The organism is Listeria sp. MAN/IMW/UF555 (assembly GCF_058684075.1).
The window spans coordinates 416,227-431,345 of sequence record NZ_JBZWZS010000002.1 but is presented as its reverse complement, the minus strand read 5'-3'; the positions used below and the strand labels follow the sequence as shown (position 1 = coordinate 431,345).

The 15,119-nt window shown below is 34.6% G+C and carries 13 protein-coding genes and 1 other annotated feature; of the genes, 12 read left to right on the top strand and 1 reads right to left on the bottom strand.

Annotated elements, in window-relative coordinates:
- Positions 1 to 22: 22 nt before the first annotated feature.
- Positions 23 to 253: a binding site (T-box leader), on the bottom strand.
- Positions 254 to 295: 42 nt separating this feature from the next.
- The gene (locus AC4PG8_RS09240; protein ID WP_033533819.1) at positions 296 to 637 is read right to left on the bottom strand and encodes a DUF3899 domain-containing protein; all 342 of its coding nucleotides are present in this window, start codon (positions 635 to 637) and stop codon (positions 296 to 298) included.
- Positions 638 to 1,260: 623 nt separating this feature from the next.
- Here AC4PG8_RS09240 and AC4PG8_RS09235 point away from each other — a divergent pair.
- From AC4PG8_RS09235 to AC4PG8_RS09180, 12 genes are all read left to right on the top strand, one after another.
- Positions 1,261 to 2,940 carry a peptide ABC transporter substrate-binding protein gene (locus AC4PG8_RS09235; RefSeq protein ID WP_003769807.1) on the top strand — a complete coding sequence of 560 codons (1,680 nt, stop codon included), beginning with the start codon at positions 1,261 to 1,263 and terminating at the stop codon, positions 2,938 to 2,940.
- 277 nt (positions 2,941 to 3,217) lie between these two features.
- On the top strand, positions 3,218 to 4,147 hold the full coding sequence (opp3b, locus tag AC4PG8_RS09230) for an oligopeptide ABC transporter permease (protein WP_003763520.1): 930 nt from the start codon (positions 3,218 to 3,220) through the stop codon (positions 4,145 to 4,147).
- A complete protein-coding gene (gene opp3C / locus AC4PG8_RS09225; protein WP_003763518.1) occupies positions 4,147 to 5,181 on the top strand; it encodes an oligopeptide ABC transporter permease in 1,035 nt (344 codons plus the stop codon). Before opp3b ends, opp3C begins: the two co-directional genes overlap by 1 nt.
- A 17-nt stretch (positions 5,182 to 5,198) precedes the next feature.
- The gene (locus AC4PG8_RS09220; protein WP_003722316.1) at positions 5,199 to 6,275 is read left to right on the top strand and encodes an ABC transporter ATP-binding protein; all 1,077 of its coding nucleotides are present in this window, start codon (positions 5,199 to 5,201) and stop codon (positions 6,273 to 6,275) included.
- Entirely contained in the window at positions 6,272 to 7,240 is a 969-nt protein-coding gene (locus tag AC4PG8_RS09215; protein WP_003763514.1) for an ABC transporter ATP-binding protein, read from the top strand. The genes AC4PG8_RS09220 and AC4PG8_RS09215 overlap by 4 nt, the downstream gene beginning before the upstream one ends.
- 319 nt (positions 7,241 to 7,559) lie before the next feature.
- Positions 7,560 to 7,955 (top strand): transcriptional regulator SpxA, encoded by a 396-nt coding sequence (spxA, locus tag AC4PG8_RS09210; RefSeq protein ID WP_003720569.1) that lies wholly within the window; start codon positions 7,560 to 7,562, stop codon positions 7,953 to 7,955.
- Between the two features lie 221 nt (positions 7,956 to 8,176).
- Positions 8,177 to 8,830 (top strand): adaptor protein MecA, encoded by a 654-nt coding sequence (gene mecA, locus AC4PG8_RS09205; protein ID WP_003763512.1) that lies wholly within the window; start codon positions 8,177 to 8,179, stop codon positions 8,828 to 8,830.
- A 126-nt stretch (positions 8,831 to 8,956) separates the two neighbouring features.
- Positions 8,957 to 10,072: a competence protein CoiA gene (locus tag AC4PG8_RS09200; RefSeq protein ID WP_492170282.1), complete on the top strand. Its 1,116-nt coding sequence runs from the start codon at positions 8,957 to 8,959 to the stop codon at positions 10,070 to 10,072.
- Between the two features lie 72 nt (positions 10,073 to 10,144).
- Complete coding sequence (gene pepF / locus AC4PG8_RS09195) at positions 10,145 to 11,950, top strand: oligoendopeptidase F (protein ID WP_492170281.1); 1,806 nt, start codon at positions 10,145 to 10,147, stop codon at positions 11,948 to 11,950.
- 311 nt (positions 11,951 to 12,261) lie between these two features.
- Positions 12,262 to 12,528 (top strand): DUF3116 family protein, encoded by a 267-nt coding sequence (locus tag AC4PG8_RS09190; RefSeq protein WP_010991114.1) that lies wholly within the window; start codon positions 12,262 to 12,264, stop codon positions 12,526 to 12,528.
- Between the two features lie 215 nt (positions 12,529 to 12,743).
- Complete coding sequence (gene isdC, locus AC4PG8_RS09185) at positions 12,744 to 13,370, top strand: heme uptake protein IsdC (RefSeq protein WP_160464422.1); 627 nt, start codon at positions 12,744 to 12,746, stop codon at positions 13,368 to 13,370.
- Between the two features lie 12 nt (positions 13,371 to 13,382).
- A complete protein-coding gene (locus AC4PG8_RS09180) occupies positions 13,383 to 15,104 on the top strand; it encodes an NEAT domain-containing protein (protein WP_492170280.1) in 1,722 nt (573 codons plus the stop codon).
- Positions 15,105 to 15,119: the final 15 nt, after the last annotated feature.

Here is a 15,119-nt window from a genome sequence, read left to right as displayed (position 1 = left end):
CGTCCATCCCAACATATAAATGTTTAGGGACGAACGGTTATCCGCGGTGCCACCCTAAGTACCTCTTAAAGGCTCTTAGTAATAGAAAAACTCTATTAAAGAAGATAACGGTCTTTAGCCGCTGCTTGCTACTTTTCTTTCACAAACAGTCCTCAGAAGTCCATTCGATTTTGCGCTTTATCTGTTTTCACCAACCACAGACTCTCTATTACAAAGCAACAAAATGTACTATTCTTCTTATTAACGCATCAGTTATATTAAGTTCATTTTATCAGTTTATAAAACGGCTTGTCAATCATAAAAACATACAGAGAATACTGGAGAGCATAACAAGCAGTGCGCTAATTAAAATCCCAGCATACTGTAGCCCAACAAGTTCTGAAAGGAGCATATCCGAGAACTCATTTTCTTCTTCACGTTTGATTTTACGAGAAATACTTCGGAAGCCGTTATGAACTCGGTCTAAAAAACCGCTCCTCATAATATAAACTAGCAAACCAATTAATAATGTAATGAGTGAGACGAGAAACGCGACGTCTATATAACCGCTTAAACTTACACCATTTTTTCCAAAAAGCAGGATCCCAAATACAATAGCTTCTTGAATAAGTGTATAAATAGTAATTCGTAAAAACATAACTTCACCTCTAATTAAAATTCATAATTCACTTTATCACAATTCTAACAGAAACACTATATGATAGAAGGAAGCTATCATGCAATGTTAGAAATTAGACCTTTTCCGCAAAAAAATCGTTAAACTGTCTTTACATATTATTAACAAAAAAATCCCACTATACCAACGTTTTTCGAATTTATTACAAAATTTAATTAAATTTTTGATATTTTTATCTAGACAACAGCTCAAAAAAAGTATATAAATATAATAATCCTTTAAATTTTAAAGGGGTTCGATATTTTTTCTTATACAGAAAAAGACGGCTTCGTTGGATTTATACATAACTGGCCAAGTCGATTGTAAATTTATCAATTTAAATGGTTATGTTTTCTGAAAACTTAATCAAAAGGTTTAGCAAAGTATACATAATTAATTCTAGTTATTGCAAAATAATGGATAGCGTAACAATCTCTGTTCAGATTTTTCGCGCAATTTCAATTTTGCCTTAATATTTTAATAACTTGTATCTTTCATCCTTGTTTTCATTTATCTTGTAAAAATAATTTACAAAGCCAGAATTCTTAGAGTATAATAGGTATCGAAACAATTTTTCAGAAAAATAAAAAAGGGAGGTCTACTTAGTGAAAAAATCTAAATTATTTCTTACACTTGGATTAACACTATTACTAAGCTTAGTCTTGGTAGCATGTGGAGGCGGATCAGATTCCAAATCCGACGACAAAAAAGGCTCAAACTCAGGAAAAGCTTCAGGAGAGCAAGTACTTAACTTGACAGAAAGTGCATTAATTCCTTCTGCAGACAGCACAAAAGCGGATGACCAAGTTGGTTTAAACGTTGTAAACCAAACAAACGAAGGTCTATATGCGCTTAACAAAGATGGTATTCCTGCCATTGCCGGTGCTGCTGAAGAGCCAAAAATTAGCGATGACAAAACAGTTTATACTATCAAACTTCGTGAAGATGCAAAATGGTCTAACGGAGATCCTGTAACTGCAAATGACTATGTTTACTCATGGCGTCGTGCGGTTGACCCTAACACTGCAGCAACATATTCTTACCTATTTGATGCAATCAAAAACGGTGGCGATATCGTAGCTGGCAAGAAAAAACCTGAAGAATTAGGAATTAAAGCAGTAGATGATTATACTTTAGAAGTTACTCTTTCTAAACCAACTGCTTACATTAACTCACTATTCGCATTCCCAACTTTCTTCCCACTTAACGAAAAATTCGTTACGGAAAAAGGCGAAAAATATGCACAAAATAGTGACAACATGTTATTCAACGGACCTTTCCAACTTAAAGATTGGACTGGAACAAACAAAAAATGGACTTACGTAAAAAATGATAAATATTGGGATAAAGATAAAGTTAAGTTGAAACAAATCAACGTACAAGTTGTTCAAGACTCCGGTACTGGACTTAACTTATACAACACTGACAAAGTTGACCGCACAGTATTAAGTGCTGATTATGCAGCTCAAAACAAAAACAATAAAGACTATGTAACAGTGAACGATTCTTCAACTTTCTACATTAAATTTAACCAAAAACGTGCTGGCAAAGACACAGTATTTGCTAACAAAAACATCCGTAAAGCTATTGCACTTGCGATTGACAAACAATCGTACACTGACACAGTTCTTAAAAACGGATCTAAACCTGCAAACAATCTTGTACCAGAAGGATTCACTTTTGATCCAGGTAACAAAGAAGATTATACAAAAGAATCTGGTGCACATTTAGAATATGATGTAAAAGAAGCACAAAAAGCATGGAAAGCTGGTTTGAAAGAATTAGGAGTTAACGAAATTACAGTTGAATTCACAAGTGATGATACTGAAAATGCGAGAAAATCTTCTGAATTCATTCAAGACCAACTACAAAAGAACTTAGATGGTCTTACAGTTAAACTTAAAAACGTACCATTTAAAGTTCGTTTACAAAATGACCAAAACCAAGATTACGACTTCTCTATGAGCGGCTGGGGTCCTGACTATCAAGATCCATCCACTTTCTTAGATCTATTCGTAACTGATGGTGCACAAAACAGAATGAGTTATTCTAACAAAGACTATGACAAGATTTTAAATGATGCGTCTGTAACTTATGCAGCTGACGAACAAAAACGTTGGGATGAAATGGTTAAAGCAGAAAAAATCCTTCTTACGGATGATGTAGCTGTTCAACCACTTTATCAACGTTCTACTGCATACCTACAAAAAGACTACATTAAAAACTTGCAAAAAAATCCATTTGGTCCAGACTACACTTACAAAGAAACATACTTGACTAAATAAAATATTAGTCTTTAAGAAATGCTTGACGGAAAGAGAGAGTATATTTCGATATGCTCTCTCCTTTTGCTGATGATTTTGATGTGTTATAATAAAAAATTAAAGTATCCTTTTCTAGTTTATCTAGAACCTAACATTCGAAAAATGAAGTTTTTTTCCTAACTAATTTGCACTTTTGCAATAAAAGTTTAGAAACGAAGAAAAAGGCTCACTAAACTTGCGAATTTGGTTAGGAATAACTTTTTTATATATTTATTAAAACTGGGAGGTGTAGAGATAGATGGTTAAATATACGTTAAAAAGAGTATTATATATGCTTATAACGTTATTCATCATTGCTTCGGTTACGTTTGTTCTTATGAAATTCTTGCCTGGTACGCCTTACCGTAATCAGGAGAAACTATCTGACGAACAAATTCACATGATGAATGAAAAATATGGACTAAATGATTCAATTCCAGTCCAATACTTAAATTATATGACAGGTTTGGTAAAAGGAGATCTTGGTGTTTCCTTCCAACTTGATAATAGACCAGTGTCTGAGATTTTAGGTGCACTGATTGGTCCATCTGTCCAATTAGCACTTGAGGCAATGGTTTTTGGTGTTATCTTTGGTATTTTACTTGGGGTCGTAGCGGCCATGTATCAAAATAGGTGGCCGGATTATACGAGTACATTTATAGCAATACTAGGTAAATCAGTTCCATCATTTGTATTTGCGACTGTGTTGCAATACTGGTTAGGAGCTAAATTACAAATTTTCCCAGTGGCAGGATGGGGTTCGTTTGCAGATACAATTTTGCCAGCGTTCGCACTTGCTATGTTCCCACTTGCAACAGCAGCTCGTTTTATGAGAACAGAATTAATCGATGTATTTGCATCTGATTATGTTCTACTTGCAAAAGCAAAAGGGAATAGCAGAACTGAAGTAGCAGTAAAACATGCGATTCGTAATGCACTTATTCCTTTAATTACTGTTTTAGGACCATTATCGGTTGCACTGATGACTGGTTCCCTTGTTATTGAAAACATTTATAGTATCCCAGGTATCGGAAGTCAGTTCGTTTCTTCTATTCAAATGAATGACTATCCAGTAATTATGGGAACTACATTATTATTTGCTGCTATGCTTGTATTTGTTATCTTGGTAGTAGATATTCTTTACGGATTGATTGATCCACGAATCCGTGTGTCTGGAGGTAGAAAATAATGGCAGAACATAAAATTGCAAAAGAAAGATTCCAGCCAGCACACATCCTTGATGCAGAAGCGGAAAAAATTAATCGTCCAAGTTTAACATTTATGCAAGATTCTTGGCTTCGTATTCGTAAAAATAAAGCGGCTTTAGTTTCACTTATTGTATTAGCCCTTGTTATTATCATGGCGATTGTTGGCCCTTATTTATCACAAAATCTAGGACCAAAAAATGATATTAATAGACAAATTACTGAAAATGCAAGTCTTCCACCGAAAGTTCAAGGATTTGAAAATATGCCATTTTGGAATGGTCATCAGTCTATTGGTGGAGAAGACGTTGATATTTATAAACAAAATAACATTAAAGAGGGTACTTACTACTGGTTAGGTAGTGATACACTCGGACGTGACCAATTTGCTCGTATTTGGGCTGGTACACGTGTATCACTTATTATTGCTGTTGTTGCAGCACTATGTGATTTAATCATTGGTGTAACTTACGGATTGATTTCCGGTTATGTTGGTGGTCGAGTAGATAACGTTATGCAACGTATTCTAGAAGTTATTGGTGCAATTCCAAACTTAGTTGTTGTTATCTTAATGATGCTGATACTTGATCCAGGGATTGTTTCCATTATCATAGCAATTGCCATGACCAGTTGGATAACGATGGCTCGGGTAGTCAGGGGACAAGTCTTAAAACTTAAAAACCAAGAATTTGTTATGGCTTCCATGACTCTAGGAGAATCTACTCCGAAAATTCTTGTAAAACATTTAATACCAAATATTTCTGGGATTATTATCATTAACATTATGTTTAGTATTCCTAGTGCGATTTTCTTTGAAGCCTTCCTAAGCTTTATTGGGTTAGGTCTTCCAGCGCCAGCAGCATCTCTTGGTGTCTTGGTAAATGATGGATATAAAACATTACAAGTATTACCTTATATGATTCTTTATCCATGTATTGTACTTTGTATCATCATGATTGCATTTAACTTAATTGCAGATGGCTTGCGTGATGCCTTTGATCCTAAAATGCGCGATTAAAAGAGAGGTGAGGAAAAATGGAAAAGCTATTAGAAGTTAAAGATTTAAATATTTCATTCCACACATATGCCGGAGAAGTAAAGGCAATTCGTGGAGTTAATTTTGACTTATATAAAGGGGAAACCTTAGCGATTGTTGGCGAATCTGGTTCTGGTAAATCAGTAACGACAAAATCGATTATGCGTTTACTTCCAGAAGGTAACTCAGAAATTAAAAGTGGCCAAATTTTATTTAACGGAATGGATATCGCTAAAGCTCACGAAAAACAAATGCAAAAAATTCGTGGGAAAGATATAGCTATGATTTTCCAAGATCCAATGACATCCTTGAATCCAACGATGACAATTGGAAAACAAATTTCTGAACCACTTATTAAACACCAAAAAATTAGTAAACATGAAGCTCATAAAACAGCTCTCCGTTTACTTCAATTAGTTGGTATTGCAAATGCAGAAGAAAGAATTAAACAATATCCTCACCAATTTTCTGGTGGGATGCGTCAACGGGTTGTTATCGCGATTTCACTTGCATGTAACCCGCAAATTCTAATTGCTGATGAACCAACAACAGCATTAGACGTTACAATCCAAGCGCAAATTTTGGATTTAATGAAAGACTTACAGAAAAAAATTGATACATCGATTATCTTCATTACCCATGACCTTGGCGTGGTTGCGAATGTTGCAGACCGTGTTGCTGTTATGTATGGTGGTAAAATTGTAGAAATCGGTACAGTCGATGAAATTTTCTATAATCCACAACATCCTTATACATGGGGATTAATTAGTTCTATGCCTACTTTGGATACAGACGATGAAGAATTATTTGTTATTCCAGGTACGCCACCAGACTTACTTCATCCTCCAAAAGGGGACGCATTTGCTGCGCGTAATAAATACGCAATGCAAATTGACCTTGAAGAAGAGCCACCACTATTTAAGGTGTCAGATACACATTATGCGGCTACATGGTTGCTTCATCCTGATGCACCTGAAGTAACGCCTCCTGATGCTGTATTACGTCGCCAAGAACAGTTTGCGGAACTTCATCCTGGCATGCAAGCTGTCCATGCGAAAGGGGTAGAAGTAGAATGACTGAACAAAAAGAAAAATTATTAGAGATTCATAATCTAAAGCAATACTTTAACAAAGGTACTGCAAGCGAAGTACGTGCTGTTGATGATATTTCTTTTGATATTTATAAAGGTGAAACACTTGGTTTAGTAGGTGAATCTGGTTGTGGTAAATCTACAACTGGACGTACGATTATTCGTTTGTATGATGCAACTGGTGGAGAAGTTATTTATAACGGTAAAGATGTGCATGCACGTAAAAGCCGTAAAGAAATGCTTGAATTCCGTCGTAAAATGCAAATGATTTTCCAAGATCCATATGCGTCTTTAAATCCGCGTATGAAAGTTAAAGATATCATTGCTGAAGGTATTCGTATTCATGGCCTTGCTAAAACGCCTGAAGAAACGAACCAACAAGTATATGAGCTACTTGAAACAGTTGGACTAAGCAAAGAACATGCAGGTCGTTATCCACATGAATTTTCCGGTGGTCAACGTCAACGTATCGGTATTGCTCGTGCGCTTGCAGTTCAACCAGAATTTATTATTGCCGATGAGCCTATTTCTGCACTGGATGTATCTATCCAAGCACAAGTAGTTAACTTATTACGTCAATTACAAAAAGAAAAAAATCTAACTTACCTATTCATTGCCCACGATTTATCAATGGTTAAATACATTAGTGATCGTATTGGTGTAATGTACTTCGGTAAATTAGTAGAGCTAGCGCCTGCAAATGATTTATATCATGCACCGCTACATCCTTATACTGAGTCACTTCTATCCGCTATTCCACTGCCAGATCCAAATTATGAACGTACTCGTGTGCGTAAAGCATATGATCCAACTATCCATAATTACAAAGATGGCGATGAAATTAAAATGCGCGAAATTGCTCCTGGACACTTTGTTTATTGTTCAGAAGAAGAAGAAGTTATGTATAAAGAAAAGCATGCTAAACTAACTGCTGAAGCCGCTGTTAAGTAAAAATAAAAACATCAATCAGGGTAAAATCTGATTGGTGTTTTTTTACAAAATTAAAATTCTCATGAAATTCTCATAAAAAAGCTCTTTTTTTCATGTGATTTTAGTTTAAACAAGTTATAGTAGGGGTATCATATACATAACGGCTTGCTAACAATGGTTTTACATATTTGGAAAGAAAAATTTTAAAATTAGTATATAGAATTTCACAAAATTAGTGTATAATGAAGTGTAAGTTCTTTAATGAATTTTCCAAATAGAGATATTGCTAGAATTTCGTTATATGAATGAAACAATACCCGATAAGGAGTGTGAATGTCTAATGGTAACGTTATACACTTCACCTAGTTGCACATCTTGCCGAAAAGCTCGTGCATGGTTGGAAGAACATGATATCCCTTATAAGGAAAGAAACATTTTTTCTGAACCACTTAGTTTGGATGAAATTAAAGAAATTCTTCGTATGACTGAGGATGGTACAGATGAAATTATCTCCACTCGTTCAAAAACTTTCCAAAAGTTGAATGTGGATTTAGATAGTCTTCCTTTACAACAACTATTTGAATTAATCCAGAAAAATCCTGGCTTATTAAGACGTCCTATCATTATTGATGAAAAACGTTTGCAAGTTGGGTACAATGAAGATGAAATTCGCCGTTTCTTACCGCGTCGTGTACGTACGTATCAACTACGTGAAGCGCAAAAAATGGTTAACTAAGATTGATAAAAGTGGTTGCCGAGAATTCCATTCAATTGGATTCTTGGCACTTTTTTTGTAATTTAAGTAATTGTTCTTGAATTTTTTTCGTTTTTCAGCTAAGATAATAATCCACCAAGGAAAAATGGTGGTACTATTTTGTAATATGAGCTACAATGAATTTAACCAATTAAGTTTCACCCTTCATTGTCAATGACTAAGAAGGAAGGGAGAGTGTGACGATGGAAATTGAACGAATTAATGAGGATACTATCAAGTTTTATATCTCTTATCTGGATTTGGAAGAGCGTGGTTTTAATCAAGAAGATGTTTGGTATGACCGCGAGAAAAGTGAAGAACTTTTCTGGGATATGATGGATGAGCTGAAATATGAAGAAGAGTTCTCTCCTGAAGGTCCGCTCTGGATACAAGTCCAAGCCTTAAAACATGGCTTAGAAGTATTCGTAACAAAAGCTACAATTGGTGGAAAAGGCGAGGACGGTTTTGACGTCACGCTTAGCTCCCCAGATGAGCTTGCAGAAGAAAAAATCGAAAAACTACTCGAAGAAAACTTCAATCCAGTGAAGAAAGAATCACTTGGAGAAGATGATACGCTAGAGTTTATTTTAGAGTTCCGTGATTTTGAAGATCTCATTTCACTTTCACGTGCAACAGGACTGGAAAATTTAGTAACTAAGCTATATTCGTATCAAGGGAAGTATTATTTGAACGTAGAATTTCCTGAGAATAAGTATGATGAATCTAACATTGACAATGCCGTTAGTATTTTGCTTGAGTACGGTTTAGAGTCGAATTTAACTGGTTATATGCTAGCTGAGTACGGAAAAGTAATCTTTGACGTTCCTGCATTAAAGCAAGTAAGAAAATATTTCTAAAACTTCATTTAGAGGACCCATTTGAGTTGGAAAATCAGCCAAATGGGTCTTTTTTGCGATTTTAAAAATAAAGCAGGAATAAAGCTGTAAGATGTCGAATATTAGTATTAAAGAGCTAATAGGAGAGTGATATTTATTTTTACAGCTAAGAACAACAATGGAGATACTTTTACTATTACAAAGATGAATGTAGAGCGAATCAAGCAAGAAGAAAGATTGTTTTGTAAATCATGTGATAGTCCTGTAATGATAAAAGCCGGCGAGATTAAAATACCGCATTTCGATCATGAGAAGGCGACTAAGTGTGCATTTGCTTCTGAAGGAGAGAGTGAGGAGCATTTATTAGCTAAGAGGCAAATTATGGCTTGGTTTGGCTTTCAAGGCATTCCTGTTGAATTAGAGCATTATTTTCCTGCAATTAGCCGGCAAGCGGATATTTATGTGAGTGATGCTATTGTAATCGAATTTCAAAGATCATCGGTCCCAATTAGTGAAATGATTCAGCGGACGATGGACTACTTATCAATTGGCTTAGAAGTTCATTGGATACTCGGTCAGACAATAAAAAAAGAAAAAGGACGTATTAGTCTCACTATTTTTCAACAAGCGTTTATTCAATTTGAGCAGAAGTTGGGTTATCATTTTTGGCATTATTCTGCAAGCGACAAGGTAACTACTCTTTATTATCATCTGACATTCGAAAAAGGAAATCGCTTTTTTGCTAGTGAGATGAAATTTTCTAGCAAAGCACCGATGAATGAATGGAAGCAGAAAATAGCTCGAATTATTACACGCCATGCATATGTAAAGCGAGATAGAGAATTAGAAAGACAGAAAATATGCTTTTACTACGCGAAGTTCAAAAAACATGGACAATTCATGCAAAAATTATATAGTGCAGGTTATTATTTGCATTATTTACCGAAAGAAATTGGTGTGGATTTAGAAGAACAATTTTTAGTCATAACTCCTGCTGTAGAATGGCAATTCGATTTATGGGAAACGTTTTTTAATATGTTGGAAAAAGGCGATACTTTTAGTGAAGAATGTTTTTTAGAGAAGTTTCAATCAGTAGTAACACAAATAATGACAATTTGGCTTTCTCCAAATGAATGCTTGAAATTAGGAAAATCATATATTGCTTACTTAATAAGCGTAGGAGTATTATCAGCAGTACCAGAAAAACGATACCGAGTGAAGCGAGTTATGACTTTTTCTGGTAATCGCGTGAGTCGGGTGTAAACATCTGTTTTGCATTTTTAGTTATTTTGGCTCATAATAAAAACAAAATGACTATGGTTGGGGGTTTTTATATTGAGTAAAACGAATGCATTACCTTTAAGAGAAGAAGTTCCAGAAAATTTAAATTGGGATTTGACTACTATTTATCCAAATGATGAGGCTTGGGAAAAAGCCTTTACAGAATTACAAAAAATCACAGAAGAAAGCGATCAATTTAAAGGTCGTCTAGCGGAAAGTAGCCAAACGCTTTATGAAGCATTACAATTTCGTGATAAAGCTTATGATTTAATTAGTAATTTATATGTATATGCTCATTTGAAAATGGACCAGGACACAGCTAATGCGAAATACCAAGGATTACATAGTCGGGCAGGAAGTTTAGTTACAAAACTAATGTCTGCATTATCTTATTATGATCCTGAAATTTTAGCGATGGATGAGAGTGTTTTAAAACAATTTTTAAATGAAAATAAAGATTTGCAACTATATGCACACTTATTAGAGGAATTAAACTTAAGCCGACCTTATATTTTAAGTGAAAAAGAAGAGGCATTATTAGCGAATGCTGGCGAAGTTTTGGGTAGTTCTTCTAATACGTTTAACACATTAAATAATGCGGACATGAAGTTCCCTACAATTAAAGATGAAAATGGCGAAGAGATTGAAATCACGCATGGTCGTTATGGTAAGTTGTTAGAAAGTAATGACCCGCGTGTTCGTAAAGACGCGTTTCTTGGTGTGTATTCTGTTTATGAAGGATTAAAGAATACCTTAGCATCTACTTTAAACGGGCAAGTGAAAAAATCTAATTTTTATGCTTCTACACGTGGATATAAGTCCGCTCGTGAGGCAGCACTTTCAGGAAATCATATTCCGGAGACAGTTTATGACTCTTTATTAAAATCAGTAAACAATAATGCTAGTTTACTTCATCGCTATGTAAAATTACGTAAAGAATTGCTTGGATTAGAAGAACTTCATATGTATGATCTTTATACACCGCTTTCTGATGATGTTAATTTGGAATTCACTTATGAGGAAGCAAAAGAGATTGTCCTTGAAGCCTTGAAGCCACTTGGGGATGAATATCAATCGATTTTAAAAGAAGCTTTTGATAGCCGCTGGATTGATGTGATGGAAAATAAAGGTAAACGAAGCGGGGCATACTCTTCTGGTTCATATAGCACAAATCCATATATTTTATTGAATTGGCAAGATAATATTAATAATGTTTATACGCTAGCTCATGAACTTGGACATAGTGTTCACAGTTACTATACAAGGAAGAATCAACCATTTGTTTATGGAGATTATTCGATTTTCTTAGCAGAAGTTGCTTCTACGACTAATGAAAATTTACTGACGGACTATCTTTTGAAAAAATATGATGATCCGAAAGTACGCGCTTATTTGTTAAATCATTATTTAGATGGATTTAAAGGAACTGTATTCCGTCAAACGCAATTTGCTGAGTTTGAGCATGCTATTCATCAAGCAGATCAAGAAGGAGTTGCTTTAACAGCTGATTATTTAACAGAAACTTACTTTGATATTAATAAGAAATATTATGGTGATGCAATTGTTTATGATGCTGAAATTGGTTATGAGTGGTCTCGTATTCCACATTTTTACATGAACTATTATGTTTTCCAATATGCGACTGGATTTTCGGCAGCATCAGCTTTAAGTGCGAAAATTTTAACTGAAGGTCAAGAGGCGGTAACAGCTTATATTGACTTTTTGAAAGCAGGAAGTTCTGATTATCCAATTGATGTGTTGAAAAAAGCAGGAGTTGATATGGCAACACCGAACCCTGTGGATGACGCGTTAAAAGTTTTTGAACAAAGATTAGATGAATTAGAAAAACTAGTCAAATAATACATTGTGAAAATTACTAAAAAAAGACACGGTTGCAGATGATATGCATCGTGTCTTTTTATTATGTTTTTGGGTAGTAGTAGCATTCAAGTGGTAGGGTAAAGAATAAGTATAAAAAACGGTATGTGAACTATTGAATTATGTGAGGTTATATGGTATATTATAACCGTGAAATAAATCACAAACAAATACCCCCTTTATTTGATTGTGTGAATTTCTCCTTTTGATTGCGCTGTAAGAAGCCGTGGCATTTAGCTACGGCTTTTTACGTTATTTATGTTTACTAACTTAGAATTAAAGGAGGATTAAAAATGGAATTTGAAGATGAAAAGTTGTTACGAGAAGTCCTTCTTTTTGCTAGAAGTGTAGATACAAAAATTAATGATATGTCGCTTGAAGTGATTGATTTTGGGGATCTTCGCAATTATACAAAGAATGAAGTATTACTTACACTGTACTGGTTGGAAGAAAATGGATATTTAACGAGAAACAACAATATTACAGAAAAAAGATATACAATAACTTTAAAAGGTGAATTGTTATATGAACATTTTCTCAAGATAAGTGAGAATGAGTAGAACAGTAAATATTTATTAATCCGTGGACAAACGTTGCCGTCCATGGATTTTTTTGTTGTGAAGGCTGTTGAAAAATAAAATGTGGTTGACAATGATAATCATTATCAATTAAAATGATAGTTGACGTATGAATTTTACATAATCTTTTACTCCACAAATGTCTGTGGGGGTTTTTTATAAATAGATGTTTTTTAATAAAGAAGGGAGAGTTAAGAGTGAAAAAAGTATTAGCCTTAGTTGCTTTTGTAGTTTTGTTTAGTTTTTCTTTTCTTTCAGCTGGTGTAACGGCACAAGCTGCTCTTAAAGACGGAACTTATTCGGTTGATTATACAGTGCTTCAAGGGGATAGTGATTCAGTATCAATGGCGAATGACTATTTTGACAAGCCTGCAACAGTGACAGTAAATGGAGGGAAATCTACTGTTAGTTTGCAAGTAAATCATAGTAAGTGGATTACTGGTCTGTGGGTTGAGGGAAATGCGGTTAGTGTAACTTCAAAAAACACAGCGAGTGATACTAGAAAAGTGTCATTCCCAGTATCAACTTTGAGTAGTCCTGTTAATGCAAAAATTAAAGTGGATATTGATGATGACGGGTTAAATTATCATCATGAATATCAAATCCAGTTACGTTTTGATGAAGGTGCAGTTAAATCATCGGGTGCAGCTGTGAAATCTTCAGATAATAATGGTACAACAACGCCAGCAACTGCAAGTGATTCAAATAATAAAGTAGCAAATCCAAAGTCTAGTGATTCTAGCAAAATGTTTTTATATGGAATTATTTTTGTGGCAGCGGGGACAGGGTTAGTTTTACTTAAAAGACGTGCGATTTTTAAATAAAGGGGGATTATTATGAAGAAATTATGGAAAAAAGGTTTAGTAGCATTTTTAACTTTGACACTTATTTTTCAATTGATACCTGGATTTGCCAGTGCGGCTGATTCTCGTTTAAAAGATGGCGGGGAGTATCAGGTTCAAGTGAATTTTTATAAAGATAACACTGGTAAGACAACGAAAGAATCTTCAGAAGCGGATAAATATATTGACCATACTGCTACAATTAAAGTTGAAAATGGTCAACCATATATGTACTTAACTATTACAAACAGTAACTATTGGCAAACAATGGCGGTTTCAAAAGATGGAACTCGTCCTGCAAAACCAGCACAAGCAGAAGTTTATCAAGATAGCTACCAAGATGTTCAAACTGTTAGTACGGACGCAGCGAATAATACGCGTGTAGAGAAATTCAAGCTTAGTTCTTTAGATGATATTATTTATTCTTATATGCACATTAAAGTAGATGCAATTAGTTATGATCATTGGTATCAAGTGGACTTAACAATTGATCCGAGTACGTTCAAAGTTATTTCTGAACCGGCTGTTACTACACCGGTAACTCTGGCAGATGGAATTTATACGATTCCGTTTGTAGCGAAAAAAGCAAATGATGACAGTAATTCAAGTATGCAAAATTATTTTGATAATCCTGCATGGTTGAAAGTGAAAAATGGTAAGAAAACTGTTGCAATGACAGTTAATGATAATAAAACAGTAACAGCTTTAAAAACACAAATTTCTGGAGCTTTGCAAGATGTAAAAGTGGTTTCAGAAGATAAAGACGCTAACACACGAATTGTTGAATTTGAAGTGGAGGACTTAAATCAACCACTTGCGGCTCATGTAAATTATGAAGCACCATTCAATGGTTCTGTATATAAAGGGCAAGCTGATTTCCGATATGTTTTTGATACAACGAAAGCACAAGCGGCGAGTTCTTACCCGGGTAGTGATGTAACAACTCCAGTAGATCCAGGTGAAACAAATCCACCAGTAACAAAACCAGATCCAGATCCAGGAACTACTAATCCTCCAGTGACAACACCGCCTACGACACCAAGCAAACCAGTAGTAGTTGACCCTGAAAATTTACTAAACAATCATACGTATTCGATAGATTTTGATGTTTTTAAAGACGGAACAAACGAAACTTCCATGATGGAAAGTTACGTGATGAAACCAGCTTTAATCAAAGTAGAAAATAATCAACCATATGTTTATTTAACTTTAACAAATAGTAGTTGGATTAAGACTTTCCAGTATAAACAAAATGGCGTTTGGAAGGATATGGAAGTTGTTTCTGGTGATATTAACAAAAATACCAGAACTGTAAAATATCCTGTGAAAGATGGTACGGCTAATACGGATGTAAAAACACATGTATTAATTGAAAATATGCCAGGCTTCTCTTATGACCATGAATATACTGTTCAAGTTAAATTAGATCCTGCATCAATCAAAGATATTACAGGGAAGGATGTAACGTTACAAGAACCTGTGAAAAATGATGACCTGAATACTAGCAATTTAGCGAACAATAATAATGCTGGACCAAAATTAGCAAAACCAGATTTTGATGATACAAATTCAGTTCAAAAAACAGCGACAACAAATAACAAAGCTGAAAAAAATGCGAAAACTAGTGATTCATCGAGTATGGCATGGTACATTACATTATTTGGGGCTTCCTTCCTTTATTTAGCATATCGATTAAAACGTAAAAGATTGAGTTAATAAAACTGGTAAAAG

Excerpts from the sequence above, each read along its gene's own strand:
- AC4PG8_RS09240 (WP_033533819.1), bottom strand. The coding sequence starts at position 637 with ATGTTTTTACGAATTACTATTTATACACTTATTCAAGAAGCTATTGTA.
- opp3b (WP_003763520.1), top strand. The coding sequence starts at position 3,218 with ATGGTTAAATATACGTTAAAAAGAGTATTATATATGCTTATAACGTTA.
- opp3C (WP_003763518.1), top strand. The coding sequence starts at position 4,147 with ATGGCAGAACATAAAATTGCAAAAGAAAGATTCCAGCCAGCACACATC.
- AC4PG8_RS09220 (WP_003722316.1), top strand. The coding sequence starts at position 5,199 with ATGGAAAAGCTATTAGAAGTTAAAGATTTAAATATTTCATTCCACACA.
- AC4PG8_RS09215 (WP_003763514.1), top strand. The coding sequence starts at position 6,272 with ATGACTGAACAAAAAGAAAAATTATTAGAGATTCATAATCTAAAGCAA.
- spxA (WP_003720569.1), top strand. The coding sequence starts at position 7,560 with ATGGTAACGTTATACACTTCACCTAGTTGCACATCTTGCCGAAAAGCT.
- mecA (WP_003763512.1), top strand. The coding sequence starts at position 8,177 with ATGGAAATTGAACGAATTAATGAGGATACTATCAAGTTTTATATCTCT.
- AC4PG8_RS09190 (WP_010991114.1), top strand. The coding sequence starts at position 12,262 with ATGGAATTTGAAGATGAAAAGTTGTTACGAGAAGTCCTTCTTTTTGCT.
- AC4PG8_RS09180 (WP_492170280.1), top strand. The coding sequence starts at position 13,383 with ATGAAGAAATTATGGAAAAAAGGTTTAGTAGCATTTTTAACTTTGACA.